The 26,970-nt window shown below is 64.7% G+C and carries 21 protein-coding genes; 9 read left to right on the forward strand and 12 right to left on the reverse strand.

The genetic code is table 11. From position 1 onward, the window contains the following. Nucleotides 1–566 precede the first annotated feature (566 nt). Nucleotides 567–1,352 carry a TspO-related membrane protein gene (locus GOSPT_RS14940; protein WP_005207223.1) on the forward strand — a complete coding sequence of 262 codons (786 nt, stop codon included), beginning with the start codon at nucleotides 567–569 and terminating at the stop codon, nucleotides 1,350–1,352. Here the strand turns inward: GOSPT_RS14940 and GOSPT_RS14945 are convergent. The 6 genes from GOSPT_RS14945 to GOSPT_RS14970 form a co-directional block, all read right to left on the reverse strand. After that, nucleotides 1,295–2,821 (reverse strand): amidase, encoded by a 1,527-nt coding sequence (locus tag GOSPT_RS14945; RefSeq protein ID WP_005207224.1) that lies wholly within the window; start codon nucleotides 2,819–2,821, stop codon nucleotides 1,295–1,297. The genes GOSPT_RS14940 and GOSPT_RS14945 overlap by 58 nt on opposite strands. Next, on the reverse strand, nucleotides 2,818–4,101 hold the full coding sequence (locus GOSPT_RS14950) for a M20 family metallo-hydrolase (RefSeq protein WP_005207225.1): 1,284 nt from the start codon (nucleotides 4,099–4,101) through the stop codon (nucleotides 2,818–2,820). Before GOSPT_RS14950 ends, GOSPT_RS14945 begins: the two co-directional genes overlap by 4 nt. A gap of 49 nt (nucleotides 4,102–4,150) precedes the next feature. Further along, a complete protein-coding gene (locus tag GOSPT_RS14955; protein ID WP_082965461.1) occupies nucleotides 4,151–5,518 on the reverse strand; it encodes an MFS transporter in 1,368 nt (455 codons plus the stop codon). Nucleotides 5,519–5,761: 243 nt separating this feature from the next. Then, nucleotides 5,762–6,703 (reverse strand): LysR family transcriptional regulator, encoded by a 942-nt coding sequence (locus GOSPT_RS14960; protein WP_005207227.1) that lies wholly within the window; start codon nucleotides 6,701–6,703, stop codon nucleotides 5,762–5,764. Between the two features lie 116 nt (nucleotides 6,704–6,819). Further along, nucleotides 6,820–8,199: an aspartate aminotransferase family protein gene (locus GOSPT_RS14965; RefSeq protein ID WP_005207228.1), complete on the reverse strand. Its 1,380-nt coding sequence runs from the start codon at nucleotides 8,197–8,199 to the stop codon at nucleotides 6,820–6,822. Between the two features lie 31 nt (nucleotides 8,200–8,230). Beyond that, nucleotides 8,231–9,724 carry a CoA-acylating methylmalonate-semialdehyde dehydrogenase gene (locus GOSPT_RS14970; RefSeq protein ID WP_005207229.1) on the reverse strand — a complete coding sequence of 498 codons (1,494 nt, stop codon included), beginning with the start codon at nucleotides 9,722–9,724 and terminating at the stop codon, nucleotides 8,231–8,233. A 167-nt stretch (nucleotides 9,725–9,891) separates the two neighbouring features. Here GOSPT_RS14970 and GOSPT_RS14975 point away from each other — a divergent pair, with 167 nt between their 5' ends. From GOSPT_RS14975 to GOSPT_RS14995, 5 genes are all read left to right on the forward strand, one after another. Then, a complete protein-coding gene (locus GOSPT_RS14975) occupies nucleotides 9,892–11,514 on the forward strand; it encodes a PucR family transcriptional regulator (RefSeq protein WP_005207230.1) in 1,623 nt (540 codons plus the stop codon). 156 nt (nucleotides 11,515–11,670) lie between these two features. Further along, a complete protein-coding gene (locus tag GOSPT_RS14980) occupies nucleotides 11,671–12,369 on the forward strand; it encodes a YceI family protein (protein WP_005207231.1) in 699 nt (232 codons plus the stop codon). Between the two features lie 434 nt (nucleotides 12,370–12,803). Then, on the forward strand, nucleotides 12,804–14,417 hold the full coding sequence (locus GOSPT_RS14985; RefSeq protein WP_005207232.1) for an ABC transporter substrate-binding protein: 1,614 nt from the start codon (nucleotides 12,804–12,806) through the stop codon (nucleotides 14,415–14,417). Further along, nucleotides 14,414–15,379 carry an ABC transporter permease gene (locus tag GOSPT_RS14990; RefSeq protein ID WP_005207233.1) on the forward strand — a complete coding sequence of 322 codons (966 nt, stop codon included), beginning with the start codon at nucleotides 14,414–14,416 and terminating at the stop codon, nucleotides 15,377–15,379. The genes GOSPT_RS14985 and GOSPT_RS14990 overlap by 4 nt, the downstream gene beginning before the upstream one ends. Beyond that, nucleotides 15,376–18,054 carry an ABC transporter ATP-binding protein/permease gene (locus GOSPT_RS14995; protein ID WP_005207234.1) on the forward strand — a complete coding sequence of 893 codons (2,679 nt, stop codon included), beginning with the start codon at nucleotides 15,376–15,378 and terminating at the stop codon, nucleotides 18,052–18,054. The genes GOSPT_RS14990 and GOSPT_RS14995 overlap by 4 nt, the downstream gene beginning before the upstream one ends. 21 nt (nucleotides 18,055–18,075) lie before the next feature. Here GOSPT_RS14995 and GOSPT_RS15000 read toward each other — a convergent pair whose 3' ends face one another. Beyond that, on the reverse strand, nucleotides 18,076–18,426 hold the full coding sequence (locus tag GOSPT_RS15000; protein WP_005207235.1) for a UBP-type zinc finger domain-containing protein: 351 nt from the start codon (nucleotides 18,424–18,426) through the stop codon (nucleotides 18,076–18,078). 147 nt (nucleotides 18,427–18,573) lie between these two features. Here GOSPT_RS15000 and msrB point away from each other — a divergent pair, with 147 nt between their 5' ends. Then, entirely contained in the window at nucleotides 18,574–19,056 is a 483-nt protein-coding gene (msrB, locus tag GOSPT_RS15005) for a peptide-methionine (R)-S-oxide reductase MsrB (RefSeq protein WP_005207236.1), read from the forward strand. After that, nucleotides 19,053–19,607 (forward strand): peptide-methionine (S)-S-oxide reductase MsrA, encoded by a 555-nt coding sequence (gene msrA / locus GOSPT_RS15010; protein ID WP_005207237.1) that lies wholly within the window; start codon nucleotides 19,053–19,055, stop codon nucleotides 19,605–19,607. The genes msrB and msrA overlap by 4 nt, the downstream gene beginning before the upstream one ends. Nucleotides 19,608–20,603: 996 nt before the next feature. Here the strand turns inward: msrA and GOSPT_RS15015 are convergent. Then, on the reverse strand, nucleotides 20,604–22,121 hold the full coding sequence (locus tag GOSPT_RS15015; RefSeq protein ID WP_005207238.1) for a DHA2 family efflux MFS transporter permease subunit: 1,518 nt from the start codon (nucleotides 22,119–22,121) through the stop codon (nucleotides 20,604–20,606). A gap of 101 nt (nucleotides 22,122–22,222) precedes the next feature. Here GOSPT_RS15015 and GOSPT_RS15020 point away from each other — a divergent pair, with 101 nt between their 5' ends. Beyond that, entirely contained in the window at nucleotides 22,223–22,918 is a 696-nt protein-coding gene (locus GOSPT_RS15020; RefSeq protein WP_005207239.1) for a TetR/AcrR family transcriptional regulator, read from the forward strand. 6 nt (nucleotides 22,919–22,924) lie between these two features. On the opposite strand, the gene GOSPT_RS15025 is transcribed toward GOSPT_RS15020, so the two are convergent. From GOSPT_RS15025 to GOSPT_RS15040, 4 genes are all read right to left on the reverse strand, one after another. Next, entirely contained in the window at nucleotides 22,925–23,809 is an 885-nt protein-coding gene (locus GOSPT_RS15025) for an AurF N-oxygenase family protein (protein WP_051993936.1), read from the reverse strand. Between the two features lie 134 nt (nucleotides 23,810–23,943). Then, nucleotides 23,944–24,939, reverse strand: a complete 996-nt coding sequence (locus GOSPT_RS15030) for a glycine betaine ABC transporter substrate-binding protein (protein ID WP_005207241.1) — start codon at nucleotides 24,937–24,939, stop codon at nucleotides 23,944–23,946. Then, nucleotides 24,936–25,676 (reverse strand): ABC transporter permease, encoded by a 741-nt coding sequence (locus GOSPT_RS15035; RefSeq protein WP_005207242.1) that lies wholly within the window; start codon nucleotides 25,674–25,676, stop codon nucleotides 24,936–24,938. The genes GOSPT_RS15030 and GOSPT_RS15035 overlap by 4 nt, the downstream gene beginning before the upstream one ends. Further along, a complete protein-coding gene (locus tag GOSPT_RS15040) occupies nucleotides 25,673–26,959 on the reverse strand; it encodes an ABC transporter ATP-binding protein (protein WP_039856164.1) in 1,287 nt (428 codons plus the stop codon). The genes GOSPT_RS15035 and GOSPT_RS15040 overlap by 4 nt, the downstream gene beginning before the upstream one ends. Between the last annotated feature and the right edge of the window lie 11 nt (nucleotides 26,960–26,970).

The following is a 26,970-nucleotide window of genomic DNA, read 5'->3' on the forward strand; positions in this document are numbered from 1 at the left end:
CGGCGTAGGACTGCTGCCCGATCGTCTGGCCATCTCGGAAAGTGTCTCGTCCATCCGACTGAAGGCTGACGCGAACTTCCATGAAACCAGTGACCGGCGTCGTTGCCATCACTCGCAGCAACATCCCAGGGCATACACGCTCGCAAATCCTTCGTCGTAGCCGAACTTGCGGCGGGTCATCTTGTCGGACGCGTCGTCCGACAGTCACAGCGCATCGGCTAATTCTTCTAGCTGAGAAACGTGACGGTTCGCCAACGCCAGCGTTTGGGCAAATGCTTCGCTGATGTCGCTCCCCGCGCGCTCTATGAGGCCAGGTATGTTTGACGCGAAACGCATGCCAGAAGGACGGCGGGAACCATGACGTCGTCCGGGCAGAAAATCGAGTTCGCTCGACTGATGTCAGCGCCGCGTGAACAAGTTGTTGCCGACCAGTCGTGCGACACCGTCGCGGTGAGATCGCCCAGGGCACGGAGTTCTGATGGAATCCCTCGAGCGGCTCAGAACGCGCCAAGACAGCCTCGATCGGCGGCGCCGTCGCGCGCCATCTTGTCCGTAGAGTCGGACATATGCCCCGCAAAGACGCTTCGTCCCAGTTGACCGCGCCGCTGGCGTGGACCGTGCTCATTCTGTCGGTCGCGCAGGCCGTGGCCGTGATCATCCCGCTCGCGCTGTTCGGTGGAGAACCCAACGACGACGGCGTCGACCTGCTGATCAGTCCCGCCGGGTATGCCTTTGCGATCTGGGCCGTCATCTACGTGTTGTCGGCTGTGACCGGCTACATGTTCGTCCGAGGGCTCGACTCGGGCACGCAATTCGGCAAACGCCTCGCCGTCGATCTCGCCGTCGCCTGTGGTGCGGCGGCGCTGTGGCTGATCGTGTCGGCAGCCTCGATCGACTGGCTGCCCTCGATCCTGCTCACCGTCATGGCGCTTGCATTGCTCGACGCCGCGCGCATCGCGGCCCATCCAGTCGAAAATCCTTCGTCGACAACCACTCTCGTCCGCATCACGATCGGCATCTACGCGGGGTGGGCAACCGCCGCGGTGTTCGTCAACTGGGCATCAGACATCGCACGTAGCGGTGCGGCCGACGAGTCGTCGGTCGGTTGGCAACTCGTCGTCCTGATCATCGCTGCACTCGTCGGGGTCACCGTCACCTACCTTTACGGCAGCGCGCTCCCAGCGCTGCCCATCACCCTCGCGTGGGCGTTGCTGGCGATCGCTGTGAACGCGTGGTCGGATTCGACGCCGATCGCGGTTACCGCCGTCGTGGGCATTATCGCTGTGGCACTGGCCTATTGGGCGTCGACGCGGCGGGGTGCAGTCTCAGAGGGCGCGCTGTCGCGGGCGTGAGCCTCCCGCCACGACGGAACTCCCAGGGCATCTTCGACGGCTCTGCCCAACCGAAACGGCGTGACCTCGTCGAGTGGCTTGCCTACCAACTGAACCCCGATCGGCACGCCGTCGCGTGCGATACCTGCGGGGACGGCAAGCACCGGGCAGCGGTTCGCGACGTTGAACGGACTTGTCAGATGTGCCTGCCAATAGTGTTGCAGGTGAACGGGAGCCGCGTCCGGTCCGACGACGTCGATGCCGTCGAGATAGTTGCCATCCGCGGCAAGGGACGTCACCGCAGAGACCGGGCACAACAGCGCGTCGACATCGGCCATCGCTGAGGCGAGTTGCGCCTGCAGCCGTGCGTCGGCGGCTACCGAGTCGAGGTGTGAGAGTCGTTGCGCAGCAGCCTCGGCGTCGCGCATGAACTGCTCGGTGTAGGCGGCGACGGTCGGTCCGCCCGCCGTTTCGGCGCGCATCGCGGGAGCGAGTAGGTGGCCGAAGTGGGCGAAGATGGTCTCCCGAATCTCGTCGCTACGCCACGGGAGCGTCACGTCAACGACCTCTGCGCCTCGTTGCCGCAGCGCTTCTGCCGCGCGGAGGGTCGCGGAAGCGACGTCGGGGTGAACATCGAAGTCGCCCAACGTGATGCTGATGCCGACACGTACCCCATCAAGAGAGGTATGCCCATCCAGTGTGTCGGCAAGCTGCCCGCTGCTGCCCCAACTGAAGTGATCGCTGTGATGGTGGCCGGACATGACATCGGCCAGCAGGGCGGTGTCGTCGACGGTGCGCGCCATCGGCCCGTCGCCACGATAGGTGTCGGCGCTCAGGGGCGGTGCCCCAGGGATGCGCCCGTACGGCGCCTTGTAGCCGACGGTTCCGGTGAAACCTGCTGGGATGCGGGTTGATCCGGCGATATCGCTTGCTGTCGCAAGAGTTGCCATGCCTGCCGCAAGTGCTGCGCCTGCGCCACCCGACGAACCGCCCGGTGAAGCCGCTAGGTTGTAGGGGTTACGAGTGATGCCCCACATCGGAGAATGTGTGACGGTCGCGCAACTGAACTCGGGAGATGTGGTGCGCGCGTGAATGATTCCACCCGCTGCACGAATACGCTCAACGATCGGGTGATCGGCGTCGGCGATACGACCGCGGTGAGCCGCAAGACCTTGCTCTAGAGTGCGACCGGCCAGCGCGTGCTTCTCCTTGGTGGCGACAGGAATCCCGAACAGCGGTGGCAGCCGATCGCCACGACGACGCGCTGTATTGAGCCGCTCCGTCGCAGACGCCGCTTGACTGGTTGCCTCGTCGTCGAGAACCTCGGTGAAGGCGTTGATACCAGTTGCGCGGCCCCCGTTGACTTCACGAATGCGCGCCAGCATCGACCCCATCACCTCGCTCGGTGTGAAGTCGCCGCTGAGATAGCCGGCCCGGATCTGTGCTGCCGAGAGATCGCAGAGACTCGTCGTCGACACCGCTGTGCTCATGCGTGCGCTCCAGGCATTCCTGCTGCAACGCCGTCGAGTGCGCCTTCGGCGAGCTGGCGGACGACGCCCGTAAGTGCCTCGACACCCGCCAACATGTCTGCGTCAGTGGTGAATTCGCGCTCGCAGTGGGAGACGCCGTCGACCGACGGGACAAACATCATGACCGTGGGAACGATGCGGTTAATGGCCACCGAATCATGTCCCGCCATGGTCCGGAGGCGTCGAATGCTCAGTCCGGCGTCGGCAGCGACCTTTTCGGCGAGTTCGAGGCCAGCCTCGGGGTAGTACTGGATCTCGCGGATATCGACGTCGTTGACCTCGATGCGAACGTCGTATCGCTCTGCCACCGTGGCGATGTCACGAAGCAGACTGTCGCGCGCTGCGAGTACGTCGGCTTTGCGTTCCGCACGGAGATCGGCGACCAACGTCACGAGTCGTGGCACGACGATAGGCGAGTTGGGCTCAAGGGTGAGTTGACCGACGGACGAGACGAGCGACTCAGGCTCGGCCACACTCGTCACCTTGTGGACGAGCAGAACCACCTCACTTGCGGCAACCAGTGCATCCCTGCGATCAGCCATCGCGGTGGCGCCGGTATGCGACTGTTCTCCGACGACACGAATGTCGAGTTTCTGCGTGTGCCAACTGAAGTCGACGGCGCCGAGGCTGATCTGCTCACGTTCGAGAATGCGGCCCTGCTCGATGTGGATCTCGGCATAGGCGACGACCTCCGGACGGGGATCGTCGCCTAGCGCCCCGATACTTCCCATCGCCTCGCGGACAGTGGTTCCGGCGAGGTCGGTGACCGCCAGCATCTCCTCCTGGTCCATCAGTCCGGCGAAGACCGAACTACCCATGATCGATGGGGCAAACCGGCCGCCCTCCTCGTTGAACCAGTCGACCACGGCGACGTTGTATCGGGGCTGTGCGCCGCCCGCCGTCACCTCCCGCTGGAAACGCTCGGCGGCATGCAGCGCAGCGATGACACCGTAGGCACCGTCGAAGCGCCCACCGAGTGGTTGAGAATCGAGGTGCGATCCGACGAGCACATACGGAGCACCGGGCACAAACTCGATGAGAGCGAAGAGATTTCCGATACCGTCGCGACGCACGTCCCAGCCGCGCTGCTCGGCGAAGTCGGTGAACCAAGCGCGAACGTGCTTGTCCTCCAGAGTTCCGGCTTGCCGTTCGACGCCGCCGCCGTCAGTGGCCCCGATGGTCGCGACGTGATGAAAGTCGACGAGGAAGGACTCGTTGGTACTCGAATCAGTGGTACTCATCCGTGAAAACTCCTGTAACTGCGTGGAAAGTGTTGCTGGCGCGGCGGTTCTACAGTGCCGCGTGCCGGGTCTCCGGGACGCGCGTTGCGATGATCACTGTCAGGACGACGACGGCCGCGATGGCCATGTACACGCCTGGCGCGGCGTCGAATCCGGTCGACCCCACGAGCCATGTACCGACGAACGGCGCGGTCCCACCGAAGAGGGCATAGCCGGTGTTGTAACTGATTGCGGCGCTGGTGAACCGGGTCCGGGTGGTGAATGCCTCGACGAAGAAGGTGTAGCAGCCTCCGCCGTAGATCGTGAGCGGGATGACGAACAGCATCTGTCCAGCGATCGCCATCGCCAGGGAGCCGCTGGTGACCATGGCGAAACATGGCACCGCCAGGATGGCGATCGAGATGGTGCCCGCGATGAGCATTGGCCGACGACCGAACCTATCGCCGAGCATGCCGGTGAGCGGGAGCATAAGCGTGTAGAGCGACATCGCGGCGGCGTTGGCGATCAACGATTGCTGCTGGGAGAGTCCTCCGGTCGTCTTCACGTAGGTGACGAAGTAGCCGGACAGGAAGTAGAAGCCCATCGCCGTCAGACCCATGACGAACACAACCTGAACCATCCGAAGTCCGTTCTCGCGGAATGCTTCACGGATCGGCGACGACTCGCGGTGCTCGACGTTCGACAGTGTCTCCTTGAACGCATCGGACTCTTCGGTGCGAAGACGAATCCACAACCCGAAGACTGCCAGCGGCGCGGCCAGCAGGAACGGGATACGCCATCCCCAGGATTCGAATGCGCCCGAACCCATGGCTGCGGTGAGTCCGAGGATCAACGCACCACCGAAGACGGACGGCAGTGCTGTCGCAGCGATCGTCGTATTCAGCCACTTTCCGCGATGCGCAGTCGGGGCGTGCTCGTAGGTGAACGTCGGTGCGCCGACCGACTCACCACCTGCCGAGAAGCCCTGGAGCAGTCGACACAGCACGAGCAGAATCGGCGCGGCGACACCGATCTGTTGGTAGGTGGGCAGCAACCCGATGAGCGCCGTCGCGCCGCCGATGGTGAGCAACGTGACGAACAGGACGTTCTTGCGCCCCACGCGATCGCCGAGCGCGCCGAAGAAGAGGCCGCCGAGCGGCCGGATCACAAACGCCGCCGCGAACGTGGCAAACGTCGCCAGTAGCCCGGTGAGATCGTTCGACGACGGGAAGAAGTGGTGGGCGAGAACAACTGCCGACAATCCGTACAGGGTGAAGTCGTAGAATTCGATGAACTGACCGATCGCACCACCCGCAAGAACGCGTCGCTGCAGTGGGGTTGCGGGTCGAGACTTGCCGTTGATGTCCATCTCCGCTGTCGCGGCTGATGACTGTGCCGGAGCCTCGGTGTTCGTCGAGGGCGTCTGGGTGGAATTCATATCGGTCACGCTAGGGACGCACCATTGCCGAACGTTGGCACTCGTGTTGCAAGACGAGCACGTGATGTGTTTCTGATGTGCGACGGACCTCGCGCACAGGTCCGAGCAGGTAACACGGTGGTCATCGGTATTGCCTTCCTCTGCGCCTCGATCGGCGATCTGCCAAGCGAATCGGGTTCGCTCGAGGGTGCTGCACGCATAGACTGCGTGACCCGGATCACGTAACTCAAGCGAATCTTTTCGCTAGCTGTCATCGACAGAATCGATGTCAACGGCGGTCGACGCCATAGAGCTGCCGGCATACAGCGGCGAACGCCTGAGCACGCCGTGTCGGAGTGCCGAGAGATGGGAACAGCAGAACGACCTTGATCGGCGGCAGGTCTTCAACGATCCGCAGCGGAACCACCGAACCACCGGAGATGTGAGGTCGTGGTGCAGGCGCTGGTTCAGAATCGAATCGCCGTGTCCCCGTGACACAAACGACCGCACGGTCTCGTAACCGCTGGCCCGGTGCCGCACACGCGGGGTGAGCCCGAGCTGACGGAAGAGCGCGAGGAAGTAGTCGCGCGAATGGGGAACGTCGTAGAGCACAAACGGATCGGCTTCGAGGTCACGCAGTGACACCTCGCCGAACGGGTTGGCTGCTGCTGGATGGTCGGCAGCGACAATGACATGCGGGGCAACGGTTTCCACCACCTGCGACTCGGCATCGACTGCCACACCCAGGTCGTACATGAGTGCCACCTCGCAGCGTCCCTGCGCCAGTGCGAGCCTCAGGCCCTCCTGGTCGGCCTCGAAGAACCGCACGTGGACTTTGGGGTAGGCGCGCTCGAACGCTTGCAGAATGACCGGTGCCCGAAAGGGTGCAAGGGGTGCGAATATCCCGACCGTCATCTCACCCTCGAGTTCGGCGTCTTCATCCCGAACGGCAGCGAGGAGCGTGCCTGCGTCTTCGAGGAATCCGAGCGCACGAGACCTGAGCCGACGCCCCGCAGGTGTCAACTCCAAGCCGCGACGAGCGAGCCGGAGGAAAAGGGGTTGCCCCACTTCGTGTTCGAGTTGTGCGATCGCCGCGGACACCGTCGATTGCGTGACGGACAGCAACTGCGCGGCCGCCGTCATGCTGCCGGCCTCGGCGACAGCCATGAAGTACCGCAATTGCGTCAGGGTGAAGTCATTCGACACCGCTGGCTCCTAATGTTGTGGCCCGCACCGGCTCGATAACGCGACACAACCCGGTGCCGACGCGGGGGCGCCGGAACCGGGTGGTGTCACGCTCGTGCGAGCGCAGGGGGAGCCTGTTACAACGCAGCGTCGGCGACCTCCAGCGCGGCGTCGAGGATGGCAAGTCCTTCGCGGGCCTCGTCGTCGGAGATGGTGCACGGAGGGCAGACGTGGATGCGGTTGAAGTTCGCGAACGGCAGCATTCCGCGCGATTTACATTCCGCGATCACCTTGTTCATCGCATCGCTGCTCGCGCCGTAGGGGGCGAGTGGCTCGCGAGTTTCTGAGTCCTTGACCAATTCGACGGCCCAGAAGACACCCGCGCCACGTACCTCGCCGACGCTGGGATGCCGCTGTGCGATCCGCTCGAGTTCGGGACCGATCACCTCGGCGCCTATTCGTGCGGCATTCTCGACCATTCCCTCGTCGGCCATCGCGTTGATCGTCGCGACAGCGGCCGCGGTCGCGAGCGGGTGACCCGAGTAGGTCAGCCCGCCGGGGTACGGGGTCTCGGCGAAAGTTGCTGCGATGTGCGGACTTATCGCGACACCGCCGAGTGGGACGTAGCCCGAGTTGACGCCCTTGGCGAAGGTCAGCAGGTCGGGGACGATGGGGCCCTGCTCGTCGTCGCCGTGCTCGATTGCGAACCACTTGCCCGAGCGTCCGAATCCGGCCATCACCTCGTCGGCGATGAAAACGATGCCGTAGCGGTCGCAGATCTCCCGCACGCCGCGCAGGTAGCCGGGCGGCGGAATCATGATGCCCGCGGTGCCGGGAATGGTCTCCAGGATGATCGCCGCGATCTGAGAAGGACCTTCCATGCGGATGGTCTCTTCCAGGTGGTCGAGAGCGCGTTCACACTCCTGCTCCTGCGTTGTCGCATGGAAGCGCGAGCGGTACAGGAACGGCCCGAAGAAATGTACGACGCCAGCGTCGCCGTAGTCGTTGGGCCAGCGACGTGGATCGCCCGTCAGGTTCACCGCGGTGTCGGTGCCGCCGTGGTAAGAGCGATAGCGCGACAACACTTTTCGACGACCCGTGTGCAAGCGTGCCATGCGAACCGCGTGCTCGTTGGCGTCGGCGCCGCCGTTGGTGAAAAAGATCTGATTCAACTCACCGGGAGTCCGTTCGGCGATGAGCCGTGCGGCCTCCGAGCGCGCATCGTTGACGTGTGCAGGCGCGACGGTACACAACTTGGCGGCCTGCTCCGCGATCGCGGCGACGACCTTAGGGTGCTGGTGGCCGATGTTGGTGTTGACCATCTGCGACGAGAAGTCGAGAAGGCGATTGCCCTCGCCGTCCCACACGTAGCACCCCTCGGTGGCGGTGATCGTCATCGGATTGAGTTTCGCCTGCGCCGACCACGAGTGGAAGACGTGCTTGCGGTCGAGCTCGTACGCCCGCTTGGCGGCATCGAGATCGATGGCGGGGCTGGTTCGCTCAGATTGAATGGTCATGTGCAGCAATCCGTTTCGAAATCGTTAGTGCTCAGGCGTTCTGGGGGAAGCCGAGGTTCAACCCTCCGTGGCTCGGGTCGAGCCAGCGGGTGGTGATGGCTTTGGTGCGTGTGAAGAAGTGTATTCCCTCGGTGCCGTGGGCGTGGCTGTCGCCGAACAGCGACGCCTTCCAGCCGCCGAAGCTGTAGTAGGCCATGGGCACGGGGATCGGGACGTTGATGCCGACCATGCCGACTTCGACTTCGTTGCCGAAGCGTCGGGCTGCGCCTCCGTCGTTGGTGAAGATCGCGGTGCCGTTGCCGTAGGGGTTGTTGTTGATCAGGTCGAGCGCTTCGTCGTAGGTGTCGACGCGGACGACCGACAGGACCGGCCCGAAGATTTCGTCGGTGTAGATGCTCATGTCGGGGGTGACGTTGTCGAAAAGCGTTGGTCCGAGCCAGAATCCGTCGGCGCCGCCATCGGCCTCGACCGTGCGGCCGTCGAGAACGACGGTGGCTCCGGCCTTTTCGCCTGCGTCGACGTAGCCGGCGACCTTGTCGCGGTGAGCCTTGGTGACCAGGGGGCCCATATCGGCGTTGGTGGTGCCGTCGCCGGTGACGATGCTGGTGGCGCGTTCGGTGATCTTGGCGACGAGGTCGTCGGCGATGTCGCCGACGGCGACGGCGACGCTGATGGCCATGCAGCGTTCGCCTGCGGAACCGAAGCCTGCGTTGACCATGGCGTCTGCGGCGAGGTCGAGATCGGCGTCGGGCAGGATGATGGCGTGGTTCTTCGCGCCGCCGAGAGCCTGGACGCGCTTACCGTTGGCGGTTCCGGTGGCGTACACGTACTGGGCGATGGGGGTGGAGCCGACGAAGCTGACTGCCTTGATGCTCTTGTTGGTCAGCAGTTCGTCGACGGCGGTCTTGTCGCCCTGCAGGACGTTGAATACGCCGTCGGGCAGGCCTGCTTCTTTCCAGAGTTCGGCCAGCCAGATCGATGCGCTTGGGTCTTTTTCCGACGGCTTGACGACGACGGTGTTGCCTGCGGCGATGGCGATGGGAAAGAACCACATGGGGACCATGGCGGGGAAGTTGAACGGGCTGATGATGGCGACGGGTCCGAGTGGCTGGTGTACGGAGTGGATGTCGACGTTGGTCGAGGCGTTCTCGGTGTAGCCGCCCTTGAGGAGATGCGGGATGCCGCAGGCGAATTCGACGACCTCCTGGCCGCGGCTGATTTCGCCGAGTGCGTCGGAGAGCACCTTGCCGTGTTCGGCGGTGATGATCGCTGCCAGCTCTTCTTTGCGCTCGTTGAGTAGTTCGCGGAAGCGGAAGAGGACCGCGGTGCGCTTGGCCAGTGACGTGTCGCGCCATTCGGGGAACGCGTCGGCTGCGGCGGCGATGACCGTGCGCGCATCCTCGACCGACGCCAGGGCGACATTCGCGGTCACGACGCCGGTTGCCGGGTTGGTCACGGGCGCCGTCGCCGACGAATCCCCGGCGAACGCCTTGCCGTCACACCAGTGCTGCACGATCGCTGTCATCAGAACTCCTCCACAAGAACGGAATTTGGCAGGCGACCCACTGTGGGCAGAGTCGTCGTACGAGTACCTTCCAGTCTGAGGTAGAACCGGCGGTGTGGCGCGCTACACTCTGTCAGTGAAATTCGAACACGTCTTACACCTCGTAAAGTCCCGTAGGTGAGATTCCGATGACTCTCACTGTCGGCGACGTCATCGATCTGCCTGTGATCCGTGCCGGGCTCCCCGACGTGTTGAGCACAGCCGGCGCGGAGCGCACGGTGAGGTGGATGCACGTCAGCGACCTCGGCGATCTCGGGCACCTGCTCGAGGGCGGAGAACTAGTCCTGACCACCGGCGAAGCGTTGCGGCGTGATCCGCGACGCTACCTCGAGAACCTCGCTCGCGCGGGCGCACTCGGGGTGATCGCTGAGTTCGACGATTCGTTCCCGATACCGCCGGAGATCGGACCGGTGGCCGTCGAGTTGGGCTTGACCGCCGTGGTGTTGCGCCGGGAGATCAAGTTCGTCGAGGTGACCGAACAGGTCCACCGCACCCTGGTTGCCGAACAGTACGCCGCCGTCGAGTTCGCGCACCGCACTCACGAGACGTTCACGCAACTCACCATGCGTCGTGCGTCGCCAGCGGAGATCACGAACAGCGTTGCAGCGCTGCTTGATTCACCCGTCGTGTTGGAGAACCTGCAACATCACGCGGTGGCGTCGGCCGGAGCGTCGGCGGCATCGCTACTTCATGACTGGGAACGCCGTTCGCGACTGCACGCCTCTGATGTCGCGTCGAATGATCTTCCGGGACAAGCGCTATGGACGATCGTCGACGTTGGTCGCGGCGACGACCACTGGGCCAGGCTGATCGTTCCCGAATCGCAGGCTGACCAGCAGCGAACGGCGATGGTGCTCGAGCGGGCCGCGCAGGCGCTCGTGATGCATCGGATGGCCGAGCGTGGCCGCCTCGACATCGAGCGGCAGGCTCAGGCAGGACTCGTCGACGACGTTCTGCAAGAACGCATTCGAGACGAGGGTGAGGTTGCGGCACGGGCATTCGCCCTCGGACTGCGCGAATCCAACGAGTACGTGCCGATCTCGGTGCGAGTGCCCGGCTGGCCGGCGAGTGACGATCCGATCGCCACACGACGACGCACCGCGCAGTTGCTCGACGTCGTGGTGCGGGTTGTCGGGGCTCAGGGACACAGTGCACTCTTCTCTGCGCGCGACGCGGGAGAGGTCCTGGTGGTGCTCGCGTTGACGACGCCACGTGGCAGGTCGCGCCAACACGCACTCGACGCTCTCGCGGCTGCGACTCGTCGCGACGTCGAGCGAACGGTTGGCCACGCAGGTGCGGTTCTTGGCCTGGGTGCGCCCGGTCGGCAGGTGATGTCGACGATCCACACGTTGCTGCAGGCGTCACAGGTGGCCGAGGTCGCGGGCGGGATGCCGACGTCGGAGCGTGTCGTCTTCGGAGTGCAGGACATCGGAATTCGAGGATTGATTTCGCTGCTACGCGACGATCCTCGGTTGCAGCGGTTCGCCGAATCGGAACTGCGCGACCTGGTGCTCGACGACATCAACAACGGGGGAGATCTGCTCGACGTGCTGCGCGGCTACCTTCAGCACGTCGGCAACAAGTCGGCACTCGCGTCACACCTTCACATGAGCCGACCGTCGTTGTACGCCAAGCTCTCTCGCATCGAACAAATACTCGGCGTCGATCTCTCCGACGGCGAGTCGGTCACCTCGCTGCACGTTGCTCTGCTCATTCTCGACGGGCGATCACAGGGTGTGGCAAGTACTTAGCCGCAAGAAGCGTTCCGGACTGCGGTCCGTTTTGCAATGTAACTATGTCCGAATTTTCAGGTGATCATAAGAAAACGGTGGTGAGGTAAGCCTTATGACACCTCCAGAGACGATCACCGACCCGAACTACGCCTCCACGATCGAGGAGGTTGCGCGATGAAGCGACGCTACCTGTGGTGGGGGCTCGGAACGCTGGTCGCGCTGATAATTGTCGTCGTCGCGGCAGGCCCGTGGGCGTACTCCAAGTGGATTGCGGGCGACGCCGACGAGGAACTCAAGCTCCCGACGTCGACGCAGGCGGCGTCGGAAAGCGTCGACGGCGCATGGACGGTCGTGCCCGGCCCCTCCGCCGACGCGACCCGAACACAGGCCGGATATCGAGTCGACGAGACCCTGCGCGGGCAACCCGTCACGGTGAACGGCCGCACGACATCCGTGACCGGCACGGCGACCGTGGCGTCGTCGAAGTTGGAGAACGCAGAGATCACAGTCGACGTCGCGTCCATCACCAGTCCGGAATCGATGCGCGACAACCGGTTCCGCGGTGAGTCGATCATGGACACCGAGAAGTATCCGACCGCGACGTGGAAATTGACTCAGCCGGTAGATATTTCGTCTGTCCCCGAATCCGGCCAGCCGCAGGCCGTCCAGGCAACCGGCGATATCACCATCAAGGGTGTGACCAAGTCAGCCACGACGACGCTGAATATCCAGCGATCCGGGGCATCGGTGATCGTGCAGGGATCGATACCCGTCACGTGGACCGACTTCGGCGTCACCCCACCGTCACTGGGCTTCGTCGAGGTGGAGAAGACCGGCAGCATCGAGTTCCTGGTGAACCTCGAGAAGAAGTGAGCGGTGGTCTCGACAGGCTCGACCAGCGGGAAGCCATATTCCGCTGGTTGAGCTGGCCGCGAGCGTAGCGAGCTGCCCCATTTCGCTGGTTGAGCTGGCCGCGAGCGCAGCGAGCTGCCGAGTCGAAACCACACGCCCGCGCGGGGGTGGTCTCGACAGGCTCGGCCAGCGTGGGGCGCTCGACCTTTCCGCGGGTTGAGCTGGCCGCGAGCGTAGCGAGCTGCCGAGTCGAAACCACTTGTCGGCGGGGAGTGGTCTCGACAAGCTCGACCAGCGTTGTGGCGCTCGACCAGCGTATGGGGACGCTCGACCAGCGGCGGCGGCGGGGCGTCGGACACGCGGGGGCGCCCCTTACGCTTGCGAACATTCGGTAAGCGCGGCAGACTCCAACACGGACCACAGCGTCGCCGCGGCGCGGGAGGGATCGCGATCGGATGACCGACGAGCGCCAGCAGTGCAGGTCATCTCCGTCGGTCTCATCTACCCCGCTGAACCGTCGTCGATTCTTCACTCTGAGCGCCGCAGCGGGCGTGGGTGTGTTCGGAGCGTCTGCGCTGAGCGCGTGCTCGCCCGGCTCTGGTTCGGGATTGGCTGGTTCTGCCAACACGATTCGGGCCGCGATCGCAGGTGAACCAGATCAACTCGATCCACACAAAACCTCCGCGTACTTCTCCTTCGAGGTACTCGAGAACGTCTTCGACACTCTCGTCGAACCCAACGAAAAGCTCGAGATGGTCCCTGCGCTCGCGCAGAGCTGGCAGGTCAATCCCGAAGAGACGCAATACACTTTCACGCTGCGCCCGAACGTTCGGTGGCACAACGGTGAGCCGCTGACCGCATCCGACGTCGTCTACTCCTATCGGCGGATCATCGACGGTGAGCTCTCGGCGTCGTGGCGATTCGACAACGTTGCCACCATCACGGCACCCGACGATTCGCACGTCGTGATCACCACGCGCACGCCGAGTCCTAACCTGCTCAGCAGTATCGGTGGTTTCAAGGGTCTCGCGATCGTCAACAAGCGCAACGTCGAGTCGGGGCAGATCCTCACCCGTCCCATCGGCACCGGGCCGTTCTCGTTCGAATCACGTTCGCCGGCAACATCGATCGTGCTCAAGGCCAACCCGGGCCACTGGTCGGGGGGGCCGCATGTCGACGGCGTGGCCTTCAGTTTCATCTCCCAGGGGACAACGGCCGTCTCGTCGCTGCGTTCTGGCGAGGTCGACTGGACCGACGCCATCCCCGCGCAGCAACTGCGCATCCTCAACAGTGACGACGAGATCAACGTCGGAACCGTGACCGCCAACGACTACTGGTACGTCGCAATGAACTTCGCGCGTAAGCCGTTCGACGACCGACGCGTCCGGCAGGCGGTGGCCTACGCGATCGACCGCAAATCCATCGCGCAGGTGGTCGGCTACGGGACGGCGACACCGAATCAACTGGCGATTCCCAAGACCAGCCCGTGGTTCACACCCTACGACCGATTCACCGCCGGTCTGGATAGGGCAGCCGCGGTGGACAAGTCGCGGTCGCTGCTCCGTGACGCCGGGCATTCGTCGTTGTCGATGGGTCTGATGGTCTCCACTGAGTACCCCGAAACCGTCACGGCCGCACAGGTCATCGCGTCGAATCTCGCCGACGCCGGGATCAAGGTCACCATCGAGCAACTCGACTTCGGTGTCTGGCTCGACCGCCAATCCGCCGGGCAATTCGACTCGTTGCTGATGGGCTGGCTCGGCAACATCGACCCCGACGACTTCTACTACGCGCAGCATCATTCGGGCGGGACGTCGAACTCGCAGAAGTACTCCAATCCGGAGGTCGATCGGCTCCTCGACGCCGGACGTACCGAAGTCGACGTGGGCCGTCGTAAACAGATCTACGCCGACGTCTCGTCGCGGATCGCCGACGACGTCAGCTACCTCTATCTCTACAATCCGTCTGCCACGCAAGCGTTCTCGAAGTCGGTGCGCGACTACACCGTACGAGCCGACAAAGCCGTCCGATTCCGCGACGCCCGACTCGAGAGGGGAGGTGCGTCATGAGCGACTTCGGTTGGCCGCTCATCAGGTTCATTCTGATCCGACTGCTCTATACCGTCCTCGTGCTGATCGGCGTGACGATCGCGGTGTTCTTCCTGATGCAGATCGTGCCCGGTGATCCGGTCAAGATCGCGTTGGGCACCCGCTACACGCCCGAATCCTATGCGGCATTGCGCAGTGCCTCGGGGCTCGATCAGCCGTTGTTCACCCAACTCATCCACTACATCGGCAATGCCGCGACCGGCGACCTCGGGGTCAGCTTTCGCAACAACGAACCGGTCACGCACATGCTGATGGACCGGTTACCCGCGACGATCGCCCTCGCAGTGGCGGCCATCCTCGTCGCGCTGGTGATCGCGATCCCGTTCGGTACGTGGGCGGCGCTGCGGGAGGGACGCGCTGCGGACAACACGATTCGGGTCGTGTCGCAGTTCGGTATCTCGGTGCCCGACTTCTGGATGGGCATTCTGCTCATCGCACTGTTCTCGACGTACCTCGGCTGGCTGCCGTCATCGGGATATCGTTCGCTCGCAGACGGATTCGTGCCGTGGATATCTCACCTGGTGTTGCCCGCGATCACCGTCGGCGTCGTCACCGGCGCCATCATGACCCGATACGTACGTGCGGCCGTACTCGAGGTGGCCAACGCTCCGTACGTCACCACCGCCGAGTCCAAGGGGCTCAGCCGCAGACGAATCATGGTGTCGCACATCGGCCGCAACGCGTTGGTCCCGGTGCTCACCATCTCGGGTATCCAGCTCGCGGGCCTGCTCGGCGGTGTGATCGTCGTCGAAGTGGTCTTCGCCTGGCCTGGATTGGGCCGGCTCGTCTACGACTCGGTTGCCGCACGCGACTATCCGATGCTGCAGGGAGCGATTCTGCTCATCGCAGCGATCTTCCTCATCATCAATCTGATCGTGGACATCCTTTACGCCGTCATCGATCCGAGGATTCGGTTGTCATGAGCGAGCTACCCGAGCCAGAACGCACCGCACAGACCGCGCTCGACGACGCAGGCGAACCCACCTCCGCAGGTTCCGGCAGCACGGACTCGGCGTGGCGACTGCTGCTGCGCAACAAGGCGTCGGTGATCGGCATCGTCGTCATCCTGGTGATGGTCATCCTGGCGATCTTCGGTTCGTTCATCGCCCCCTACGGCGCCAACGACATCGACGTGCCGAATGCGCTGCAGGCACCAGACTTCTCGCATCTGTTCGGCACCGACGACCTCGGCCGTGACGTGTTCTCACGGGTGGTCCTCGCGGCGGCGGTGAGTATGCGTGTCGCCGTGATCGCCGTGGCGATCTCGTTGGTCGCGGGCGTGATCATCGGCATGGTGTCGGGTTTCGCGGGCGGAATCACCGACACCGTGCTGATGCGGGTGATCGACGTCGTCTTCTCGTTCCCGGTGATGTTGCTGGCCTTGGCGATCGTCGCGATCCTCGGCCCGGGCGTCACGTCGGCGACCATCGCCATCGGCATCGTCTACATCCCGATCTTCGCCCGCGTCGCGCGAGCCGACACCCTGCGCGTCCGCGAAACACAGTTCGTGCAGGCCGCCCGCACGATGGGGGTGTCGACGCCCCGCATCCTGTTCGGCCATGTGCTGCCGAACATCTCGGGTCCCGTCGTGGTGCAGACATCGATTTCGCTGGCCTTCGCGATCCTGTCGGAGGCGGCCCTGTCGTTCCTCGGGCTCGGAGTTCAACCACCCGAACCGTCCTGGGGTCGCATGCTTTACGACGCCCAGGGCTTCCTCACCACCGCATGGTGGATGGGCGTGTTCCCGGGCCTGGCGATCCTCGTGACCGTCTTCGCCTTCAACTTGCTCGGCGACGGCGTGCGCGACGTCCTCGACCCCCGGCAACGAACGCTGTTGCGAAACCGAGGGAAAGCGGGTCGACGCCCCACCTCCCGCACTCCGAAGACAGCGACTCCCGAAGCGGCACAGACAACGTCGGACACCGCCGCACACGATGACGACCAGGGGCGAACCGACCCGGTGTTCTCCGTCTCGCAGCTCGTCGTCGGAGTCGGTCCACGGGAGATCGTGCACGGCATCGACTTTGCCGTGGCCAAGGGCGAAACGCTCGGTATCGTCGGCGAGAGCGGTTCGGGTAAATCGCTGTCGGTGCTGTCGGCGACGGGGTTGTTCCACGCGCCGAGCTCGTACGTCGACGGATCGTCGACTCTCGCCGGCACGCAGGTCATCGGCGCCTCCCGTGCGGTTCTGCAGTCCCTGCACGGAGCGCGCGTGGGATTCGTGTTCCAGGACCCGTCGTCGAGCCTGAATCCGTTGCTCACAATCGAACAACAACTCACCGAGGGTCCGCGCCGCCATCTCGGATTGAGCCACACTCAAGCCCGCGAGCGCGCGGTGCAGTTGCTGACCGACGTCAACCTCCCCGACCCCGAGAGTCGTCTGCGTGCCTACCCGCATCAACTGTCCGGCGGTCAACGACAACGCGTGATGATCGCGATCGCGCTCTCCTGCGATCCCGACGTCCTCGTCGCCGACGAAGCGACCACCGCGCTCGACGTCACGACGCAGGCCCAGATCATCGATCTCGTCGCGCGGCTGCAGCGCGAGCGTGGCATGGCTGTGGTGTGGATCAGCCACGACCTCGGAGTGATCGGACGGATCGCCGACCGCGTCGTCGTCCTACGGCAGGGTGAGGTCGTCGAAACCGGCGACGTCGTAGAGATTTTCGCCAATCCGCAGCACGAGTACACGCGCGAGCTGTTGGCGTCGCGTCCGCTGTTGTCGAAGGTCGACGATCGCGACGACACCGACTTCGAGTCTGGAAAGAGCTCCACCACAACACCCCTCGTCAGCATCTCCGACCTGCACGTGAGGTTCGCGGTACGCACCTCGACCGGTCGCGATGTGGTGCACGCGGTCAGTGATGTCAGCCTCGACGTCGCGCGCGGAACGACACTGGGCATCGTCGGCGAATCGGGGTCGGGCAAGTCGACGATCGCAGGCGTCCTCACCGGGTTGACCACGACCGGTCACGGCACGGTAGTTCGTGGCAGCGCACGAATCACTGTGGAGGACAAGGAGATCGACGCCGTCGGCGTCCACGGGGCCGAGCAGAAGGCGCTGCGTCGACGGGTTGCGATGGTGTTCCAGGATCCTGGCGCGTCGCTCGACCCGCGGATGACCGTCGCCTCGTCGATCGGTGAGGCCCTACGCGCGCACAACCTGGTGTCGGGGAAGGACGCATTGCGGAGTCGAGCAACGCAATTGCTCGACGACGTCAGCCTGGACAGTTCGTACCTCGACCGCTACCAGCACGAACTCTCCGGCGGTCAGCGGCAACGCGTCTGCCTCGCCCGCGCACTCGCGTCCGACCCCGAGCTACTGATCCTCGACGAGTCGACGGCCTCGCTCGACGTGACGGTCCAGGCGTCGGTCCTCGATCTACTCGCCGAACTCCAGCGTGAGCGCGGGCTGACGTACCTGTTCATCGCACACGACCTCGCCGTCGTCGAGCAGATCAGCGACACGGTGGCCGTGATGGAGAAGGGTCGGGTCGTCGAGACCGGCCCGGCGTCGAAGATCCTGCAGCACCCGGAGAGCGACTACACCCGCAAATTGTTGGCCGCCATCCCGCCGGAGACGCCTGCGCGGGCGTGATCGCCGCGAGACGAGCGACCCTCAACCGTGCAGCAGTTGCTGCCAGTTCGACGGCACGCGGTCGGCCGGACCGGGCGCGGTCTGATCGTCGGGATGGCTTGTCGGCGGAGCCAGCTCCGGACCGCTGGCCATGGCCGAGTCCGGGAAGCTCCAGAACCAGTCCTCGCCGGGTTCGAAGCTCTGGATGTACGGATGGCCCGTGTCGTCGGCGTGATGCGAGGCGTGCTGGCCGGGGGACGAGTCGCAACATCCGACGTGGCCGCACGCGGCGCAGCGTCGAAGATGAAACCACCAGCCGTCGGCGGCGTTGAGGCATTCAACGCAGCCGGTGCCCGACGGCGGGACTGTGGGATCGATCAGGTTCTCAGCCATAATCCGACGCTACGCTCGGGTGGAGACGAGTTCGACCCTCACGCGACTCGACTCTCACATGACTCTCAGAACCGTCGGGACCAAATCCGACGCGGCTGCTGTTGGAGTAGATGACATCGCAGCCAGCGGTGATCAGAAGGAGGATCAATGTCCCACGACTACCGCAAGAACCCACAGGCACTGGCGGCCCTCACCGCGGACCAGTACCGAGTGACCCAGGAGGACGGCACCGAGCCAGCGTTCCACAATGCCTACTGGGACAACCACGAGCCAGGCATCTATGTCGACGTGGTCTCCGGAGCGCCCCTGTTCAGCTCGCTCGACAAGTACGACAGCGGCACCGGATGGCCGAGTTTCACTCGCCCGATCAGCGACGACGCGGTCTCGACGCGCACCGACCGATCGCTGTGGATGAAGCGAACCGAGGTCCGCTCGGCGTACGCCGACAGCCATCTCGGCCATCTCTTCGACGACGGACCGCGATCAGAAGGCGGCAAGAGGTACTGCATGAACTCGGCGTCGCTGCGGTTCATCCCCGTGGCCGAGCTCGACGAGCAGGGTTACGGCGAGTACCGCCGCCTGTTCGAGACCACCGATAGTTCCGACACCACGCAGGAGAACGCATCATGACCAGTGGAAGCAACGACGACGGCCGCATCACCGAGCAGCCCGGCACCGAGACCGCGGTGCTCGCGGGAGGCTGCTTCTGGGGCGTCGAGGATCTGATTCGACGCCAGCCCGGCGTGCTCTCGACGCGCGTCGGCTACACCGGCGGCAGCAACGACCACCCGACCTACCGAAATCATCCCGGGCACGCCGAGGCCGTGGAGATCGTCTTCGATCCGACGCAGACGACCTACCGCGACATCCTCGCGTTCTTCTTCCAGATCCACGATCCGACGACGAAGAACCGGCAGGGCAACGACGTTGGCAGCAGCTACCGGTCGGCGATCTTCCCCGTGACGCCCGAGCAGGAGCGCGTCGCGCGGGACACCATCGCCGACGTCGACGCCTCGGGCCTCTGGCCGGGGCGGGCGGTCACCACGATCGAGCCGGCTGGCCCGTTCTGGGAGGCCGAGCCCGAGCACCAGGACTACCTGGTGCGCTACCCCAACGGGTACACCTGCCACTGGCCCCGGCCGGACTGGGTGCTCCCGCACCGCGACGAGGCGCACGCCTGATTTGATCTGCCCCGACGGGGAACGGCCCGGTCACCGAATGCTCGGTGGCCGGGCCGTTTGCGGTCTGCGGGGCCGCAGAATGTCGCGGAAGGGGGTCCGGCCGCGCAGGAAGTAGGGGAATGGTGGTCCGGGGCTGCAGAATCTCGCGGAAGGATCGTCGAGCGGTGCTGGAACTCGCGGAAGGGCCGTCGGGCGGCGCAGAAAGTAGGGGAAGGATTCTTTCCGTGGGTTGTGTACGTTTCCCCGTGTTGTGTCTGGGGAAAAGGTAAAAACCCCGAGGAAAGAACTCTTCCCCGAGTTTCCGCGAGCGGGGTGTGGTGGACCGGGCGCGCCTCGGCGTCGAGAGTCGTGCGGCGTCGACCGATGTTCTGATTCGACGGCGATGCCGACGTCCGGGTCAGCAGAGTCCTGCGGAAGGAACGTCGGGCGCCGCGGAAAGCCGGGGAAGAGTGGGCCTCTGCTGCAGAAAGTCGGGGAAATGTGGACCGGCCCTGCAGAATCTCGCGGAAGGGCCGTCGGGCGCTGCAGAATCTCGCGGAAGGACCGTCGGACGCTGTAGGAAGCGGGGGAAGGGCCGTCAGGCGGCGCAGAAAGTGGGGGAAGGATTCTTTCCGTGGGTTGTGTACGTTTCCCCGTGTTGTGTCTGGGGGGAAAGGTAAAAACCCCGAGGAAAGAACTCTTCCCCTAGTTTCTGCCGGCGGGGTGGGGCGGTGGGTCTGGACCGGGCGCGGCGAGGACCGCGGCGTCGACCGATGACCTGATTCGACAGCGAACTCGACGGCCAGCCCGCAGAATCCCGCGGAAGGTCCGCCCGGCGGCGCAAAATTCCGCGGAACCTTCGCCCCGGCGGCGCAGAGAGTAGGGAATCGAACTCTTCCCCGACTTTCTGCCGACGGGGGTGGGGTGGACCGGGCGCGGCAACGGGCACGGCCCGGCCGCCGAGAAACTCGGTGGCCGGGCCGCGTTCGTTCACAGCCGCAGCGGCGCTACGACGACTCAGTGCGCCATCGCGGGCGCTTCGTCGCCCTCGGTGACGGGGAGTTTGCCGTTCGGGACGAGCAGCGCGGAGATCACCGCGCCCGCGGCGAACACTGCGGCCGCGACCCAGAAGGCGGTCGTGTACGAGTGCACCGCTGCAAGCTGTTGCAGCGCAGCGGGATTCGCAACCTGGCCTGCGTGCGACATCGCATACGACGCCGCGGCGCTCGCCGCGATCGTGCTGAGCAGCGCGGTGCCCACCGAGCCACCCACCTGCTGCATGGTGTTGACGGTTGCCGACGCCACGCCCGCGTCTTCGGGCAGCACGCCCGACACCGCGCCCTGCATGGCCGGGGCCATCGACGCGCCGAGCCCGACGCCCATGATCAACAGTGCGGGCAGGACGTGAGCCGCGTACGTGCTGGTGTCGGTCAGTTGCGTCAGCAGCACCATTCCCACTGCGGCGATCAGCATGCCGCCCGCCATCAGCCAGCGCGGTCCGAAGCGGGGCAGTAGAACACCCGTCGACGTCGTTGCGGTGACGATCAGCATGCCGATCATCGGCAGGAATGCCAAGCCGGTCTGGATCGGGCTGAAGTGCAGATTCACCTGCAGGTAGTAGGTGAGGAACAGGAAGATGCCGAACATTCCGATGCCGACGATGAACACCGCGAGGTATGAGCCGCCACGAGTGCGATCAAGAATCACGCGCAGGGGCAGCAGGGCATGCGGGGTGCGCGACTGCCACCACACGAATGCGGCGAGCAACACGGCTCCGACGACCAGCCAGGTGATGGTGGCCCAGTCGGCCCACCCGTTGGTCTCGGCGTTGGAGAAGCCGTAGACGATCGAGAACAGCGCGATCGACACCGTGATCACACCGGGAAGGTCGAGCTTGGGACGGTGTTCGGTCTTGTGCGCGCCGATGAACAGCACCGCGCCGATGAGCGCGATCGCGGCGATCACGAGGTTCACGTAGAGGCACCAGCGCCAGTCGGCCCACTCGGTGAGCATGCCGCCGAGGAGGAGTCCGAGCGCACCGCCACCGCCTGCGATGGCACCGAAGATGCCGAAGGCCTTACCGCGCTCGGCGGGGTCGGTGAATGTGGTGGTGAGCAGCGACAGTGCTGCGGGCGCGAGCAGTGCGCCGAAGACACCCTGGCCTGCGCGGGCGACGACGAGCATGTCGAAATTGACCGCGGCGCCACCGATCGCGGACATCACGGCGAATCCGACGAGGCCGACGATGAAGGTGGTCTTACGGCCGAGCAGATCCGACAGTCGGCCACCGAGGAGCAGCAGGCTGCCGAACGCCAGCGAGTATGCGGTGACGATCCATTGCCGATCGGCGTCGCCGAATCCGAGTGACTCCTGCGCGTGCGGGAGTGCGATGTTCACGATGGTCGCGTCGAGCACCACCATCAACTGTGCGAGGCCGAGTACGCCGAGCACGACCCACCGAAGGCGATGGTGTCGTTCCTCCCGAGACTCCCCGTTCGCCGACAATCCGTCGGCAGTGTCGTAGGTTGTGGTCATCAGTCCTCCAAGTGGCGGAATAGTGGAGAAGACTCCTCCGTTTACGAGGGTGGCAACGAAGCGAATCCGGAGATGATTCCTCCGGTTGAGAGAATGTGACGATGACCACACAACAGAGTTCGGCCGCACCGACCGGACGACCCCTGCGCGCCGACGCCGAGCGCAATCGACGTCGGATCATCGCCGCTGCTCACAAGCTGTTTGCCGAGCGTGGCCTCGACGTCTCACTCGACGACGTCGCCGCAGCGGCCGGTGTGGGTGTGGGTACTGTTTATCGACGATTCGCCAACCGCGACGAGCTGATCGTCGGCGTATTCGCGGCGCATCTGGAGGAAGTGGCAGAGCAGACCGAGGGGGTCCTCGCGGCGGACAGCGACCCGTGGGCGTCGGTGGTGACGATGGTCTCGACGGTCTGCACGGCAATGGCCGAGGATCGTGGGCTGGCCGCGATCATCATGCAGATCGACCACACCGATCCCGCGATCGCGACGGTGAAGGCGCGCATGACGAAGCGGATGGGCGAGGTCTTCGATCGGGCACACGCCGCCGGTGTGCTGCGCGAGGACGTCGTCGAGACGGACATCTTCTCCATCTTCTCGATGGTGTCGTCGTACGCGGATATCACCGAGGCGACGGTCCCCGGAGCGTGGAAGCGCTACCTCCAGCTACTGCTCGACGCCATCCACGCCGCCCCTCCGTCGGAGCCGCTGCGGACCCCGGCACTGACCGAGGAGCAGATCCACGAGGTGCAGGCCTGCCGCATCGCGTTCCGACGCGGTGGCGGTGCGTCGACCTGACGTCGGTCAGAGCATGTGCACCTTGCGGTAGACCGATGCTGCCGCGGGTGTCAGCAGCCCGACCTCGTCGAGGAAACCCATCAGGTGCGAGCAACTGGTACGAACCATCGCCTGGAAGTGGTGATTGCGTCGCATCTCCGAGACCGCGCGGTACTTGTCGAGTCCCGCGTCGGCGTAGGCCTGCGGTCGCACGAGGCTGGTGAAGATGAACGACGCCGCCACGGCCGTGTAGTACGCGCTGGCTTGGCGACGCACCCGGCCGACATGGGCCATCGACTCCCGGATCTGCTCGCGTGCGAAGCGCATATGGCGTGATTCCTCGAGCACGTGGATCTCGTTCACGGTGCGGACAAACGGCAGTACGCGTTCGTCGCTGGTGCAGCCGCGCTGGAACACGTCGAGGATCTCCTCGGCGGCGAGGATGCCCCCGTACGCGATCTCGCCCCCGGTGGTGGCCGCAAAGAACTTGGCTCCCTTGCCGATTCGAGGGTGCGGCACGTACGACGTCCCGGCGAGTTTCTGCGACGCCTTCGCGAACATCAGCGAGTGCCTGCATTCGTCGGCGATCTCGGTCATGGCGAACCAGTACTCGGGACGATGCCGGTCGGCGAGGTACTGATCGCGGAGTACCAACTGCTGCAACAGCATCTCGAACCAGATCCCGATCGACATCACCGACGCCGTCTCGTGTCTGGTGAGCCGCACGCGCTGCTCCTCGGTCATCTCCACCCAGTAGGAGGTGCCGTAGAGCGTCGACCACTCGGGGCTGCAGCCGTAGAGCGTCGGGTCCATCGGAGCGTCCCAGTCGATCTCGACCAGAGCGTTGCGCGACGAGCGTGCCGACGAATCGACGAGCCGCGCCGACACCTCATCGGTTCCGCGATCGAGCATGCTGACTTGCGGTGCTGACCCGTCGACGACCTCAACCGACACGTGCGCCTCCTGGTGTCAATGCCATTGGATAATGTAACCGTAACATCCATGAATGGCAAAGAGGAGAGGCGACGCTGAACGCGCAGTGGCAACTAGTCCTTGGGGACGATCAATTTCTCGCTGAGCAGCCAGTCGTATGCGACGTCGGCAGGGTCTTCGCCGTCGATGTCGACGCGGCCGTTGAGTTCCTGCATGACGTTGTCGGTGAGACGCTCGGAGATGGTTCCGAGTAGCTCGTTGAGTTGCGGGTAGCGCTTCATGACGTCCTCGCGAACGACGGCGGTTCCGCTGTAGGGCAGGAAGAACTTCTTGTCGTCCTCGAGGACGGCGAGGTCGAGGTTCTTGATCCGGCCGTCGGTGGTGTAGACCATGCCGAAGTTGCACGGCGAGCTCTTGGCCGTCGACGTGTAGACGACGCCGGCGTCCATGCGCGTCACGTTGCCGAGTGGAACCCCGTTCGGGCCGTCGAGCGGCATGCCGTACTTCTCCAGCATCGGCTTGAAGCCATCTGGGCGGGAGAAGAATTCGTCGTCGACGCAGAAGGTGCGATCAGCGACGGGAAGCTTGGCGACGTCCGAAAGAGACTTCACGCCAAGGCGTTTCGCCGTGGGCGTCGATGCCGCGAACGCGTAGGTGTCGTTGAAGTTGGCGGGAGGGAGCCAGACGAGCTGGTTCTCCTTGAGTTCGATGTCGTGGACCTTCTGCCAGAGTTCCTTCGGATCGGAGATGGTCTCGGTCTCGTTGTGGTAGTTCACCCATCCGGTTCCGGTGTACTCCCAGAGGATGTCGGCGTCGCCGTTGAGTTGCGCCTGTCGAGACGACGCCGAACCGGGGGCGCCGGTGAGGTCGGTGACGTCGGCACCTGCCGCCGCGAGGTACGTGGCGGTGATCTTGCCGAGGATGACGCCCTCGGTGAAGCTCTTCGACGTGACGGTGAGCTTGGCTCCGTCGAGCGGTCGGGAACCGTCGGGAAGCGACGCCTGCTTGAAGGTGCCCGACGAACTGACCAGACCACATCCCGCAAGGCCGATGACGGCGACGACGAGAAGTGTTGCGACGGTGGCGAGTCGTGCTCGCGTGGCGCTCATGCGACGCCCTTCGGTGTAGCGACCAGTTCGAAGACCCGGCCGAGCCAGTCGATGATCATGGCGAGCAGAGCGACGAGTATCGCGCCCGAGATCAACAGCTTGGGCAAGAAGAGCGTGACGCCGGTGGTGATCAGCGTGCCGAGGCTCGTCGCGCCGATGAAGGTACTCAGGGTGGCCGTGCCGACCAGGATCACCAGGGCGGTGCGGACACCGTTGAGGATGACGGGCACGGCCAGCGGGAGTTCGACCTGCACGAGCGTGCGCGCCGCCGAGTATCCGATACCGCGCGACGCCTCGATGGTGCGTTGGTCGACCTGGCGCAACCCGACGATCGTGTTCTGCAGGATAGGCAGGACCGCGTACACGACCAAACCGATGACGGCAGTACGGAATCCGGTGCCGAGCCAGAATGTGAACAACACCAGCAGTCCGACGGCGGGCGCAGCTTGACCGATGTTCGCGATGTTCACCGCGATCGGCGAGAGCCATCGCATCGACGGCCGGGTCAACAGGATTCCCAAGGGAATTGCGATGACGATGACGACGATGGCCGCGACGAGAGTGAGCTCGATGTGGTCGATGATGGTGGACTGCAGAGTCGACCAGCCCAGCGACGCCTGCTCGGTCTCGGTGAATGTCGTCGTCGCATACCAACTGAAATATCCGACGGCCAGCACGATGAAGACGAGTGGCTCGAACCACACGTCGATCGGGAGGTTGCGGAATCGTTGTTTCATGCGCCCGCGTTCTGCTCGGGGTCGTCGGCAGCGATCACCGGCGTCTCGGTGGGGGCGGTTCCCTCGGTGTGACTTTCGTACGAGCCGTCGTCCTCGTCGGGGCGGGCTTCGGAAAGTTGCGTACGGATGATGTCCATGACCGAGGCGATGGTGAGCATGCCGACGACGGCGCCGTGACGATCTGTCACCAGCGTGCCGCCCTGGCTGGCCGCGAGCATGGTGTCGAGGGCGTCGTTGAGCGTCGACGATTCGGCTACGACGGGCAGCCGCGGATCGAGGTAGTCGGAGACCTCCGGCTTGGAGGCAACCTCATCCAGCGACGGCCATGCACGCGGGCGGTCGTGCTTGTCGACGACGACCACCCAACTCTGCCCCGCGGCCCGTGCGCGCGTGATCACCTCTCCGGAACCCTCGCCGACGCGCGCGGTGATCACCGAGTCTTGTTCGACGTCGCGCACGCGCGACAGCGTTAGCTGCGCAAGCGTCGCCCCCGACCCGATGAACTCTTCGACGAAGGGTGAGGCGGGGTTGGCCAGAATCTCCTCGGGCGCCGCGTACTGCTCGACGTGAGCCCCCTGCGACAGGATCAGCACCTTGTCGCCGAGCTTGGTGGCCTCCTCGAAGTCGTGCGTCACGATCACGATGGTCTTGCCGAGCTCGTGTTGGATGGCGATCAGGCTGTCCTGCAACCGGACTCGCGTGATCGGGTCGACCGCGCCGAACGGCTCATCCATGAGGAGGACCGGCGGATCGGCGGCGAGGGCACGTGCGACGCCGACACGCTGCTGCTGACCGCCCGACATGTCCTTGGGGAGTCGAGTGGCGAACTGCGCGGGATCGAGGCCGACGAGATCGAGTAGGTACTCGGTGCGCTCGGCGATCCGCTTCTTGTCCCAGCCGAGTACCCGGGGGATGGCTCCGATGTTCTTCTCGACGGTCCAGTGCGGGAAGAGGCCGCCCGATTGGATCACGTAGCCGATGGACTGTCGGAGTTTGTCGGGATTCTCCTTGGTGACGTCGCGCTCGTCGATGAAGATCCTGCCGTCGGACGGTTCGATCAGCCGGTTGATCATCTTGAGGGTCGTCGTCTTACCGCAGCCGGACGGTCCGACGAAGGCGACGATGTGGCCGGCGTCGATGTCGAGGTCGAGCTGGTTGACGGCGGGCTCGTCCTGCCCCCGGAATCGCTTGACGACGCCGTCGAGTCGGATGGGGGCACCGGTCACCGTTGGCCCGGATGCGCTGGCGGCCCCGGGGGCCGGCGTGTTGGCTACGTCGGTCATGACAGTCCTTT

This window comes from Gordonia sputi NBRC 100414 (assembly GCF_000248055.1).
Classification (GTDB): domain Bacteria; phylum Actinomycetota; class Actinomycetes; order Mycobacteriales; family Mycobacteriaceae; genus Gordonia; species Gordonia sputi.

Bases quoted from the DNA above. Each gene is read 5' to 3' on its own strand.
- GOSPT_RS14940 (WP_005207223.1), top strand. From the start codon at position 567: ATGCCCCGCAAAGACGCTTCGTCCCAGTTGACCGCGCCGCTGGCGTGG.
- GOSPT_RS14945 (WP_005207224.1), bottom strand. From the start codon at position 2,821: ATGAGCACAGCGGTGTCGACGACGAGTCTCTGCGATCTCTCGGCAGCA.
- GOSPT_RS14950 (WP_005207225.1), bottom strand. From the start codon at position 4,101: ATGAGTACCACTGATTCGAGTACCAACGAGTCCTTCCTCGTCGACTTT.
- GOSPT_RS14955 (WP_082965461.1), bottom strand. From the start codon at position 5,518: ATGAATTCCACCCAGACGCCCTCGACGAACACCGAGGCTCCGGCACAG.
- GOSPT_RS14965 (WP_005207228.1), bottom strand. From the start codon at position 8,199: ATGACCATTCAATCTGAGCGAACCAGCCCCGCCATCGATCTCGATGCC.
- GOSPT_RS14970 (WP_005207229.1), bottom strand. From the start codon at position 9,724: ATGACAGCGATCGTGCAGCACTGGTGTGACGGCAAGGCGTTCGCCGGG.
- GOSPT_RS14975 (WP_005207230.1), top strand. From the start codon at position 9,892: ATGACTCTCACTGTCGGCGACGTCATCGATCTGCCTGTGATCCGTGCC.
- GOSPT_RS14980 (WP_005207231.1), top strand. From the start codon at position 11,671: ATGAAGCGACGCTACCTGTGGTGGGGGCTCGGAACGCTGGTCGCGCTG.
- GOSPT_RS14985 (WP_005207232.1), top strand. From the start codon at position 12,804: ATGACCGACGAGCGCCAGCAGTGCAGGTCATCTCCGTCGGTCTCATCT.
- GOSPT_RS14990 (WP_005207233.1), top strand. From the start codon at position 14,414: ATGAGCGACTTCGGTTGGCCGCTCATCAGGTTCATTCTGATCCGACTG.
- GOSPT_RS14995 (WP_005207234.1), top strand. From the start codon at position 15,376: ATGAGCGAGCTACCCGAGCCAGAACGCACCGCACAGACCGCGCTCGAC.
- GOSPT_RS15000 (WP_005207235.1), bottom strand. From the start codon at position 18,426: ATGGCTGAGAACCTGATCGATCCCACAGTCCCGCCGTCGGGCACCGGC.
- msrB (WP_005207236.1), top strand. From the start codon at position 18,574: ATGTCCCACGACTACCGCAAGAACCCACAGGCACTGGCGGCCCTCACC.
- msrA (WP_005207237.1), top strand. From the start codon at position 19,053: ATGACCAGTGGAAGCAACGACGACGGCCGCATCACCGAGCAGCCCGGC.
- GOSPT_RS15015 (WP_005207238.1), bottom strand. From the start codon at position 22,121: ATGACCACAACCTACGACACTGCCGACGGATTGTCGGCGAACGGGGAG.
- GOSPT_RS15020 (WP_005207239.1), top strand. From the start codon at position 22,223: ATGACCACACAACAGAGTTCGGCCGCACCGACCGGACGACCCCTGCGC.
- GOSPT_RS15025 (WP_051993936.1), bottom strand. From the start codon at position 23,809: ATGCTCGATCGCGGAACCGATGAGGTGTCGGCGCGGCTCGTCGATTCG.
- GOSPT_RS15030 (WP_005207241.1), bottom strand. From the start codon at position 24,939: ATGAGCGCCACGCGAGCACGACTCGCCACCGTCGCAACACTTCTCGTC.
- GOSPT_RS15035 (WP_005207242.1), bottom strand. From the start codon at position 25,676: ATGAAACAACGATTCCGCAACCTCCCGATCGACGTGTGGTTCGAGCCA.
- GOSPT_RS15040 (WP_039856164.1), bottom strand. From the start codon at position 26,959: ATGACCGACGTAGCCAACACGCCGGCCCCCGGGGCCGCCAGCGCATCC.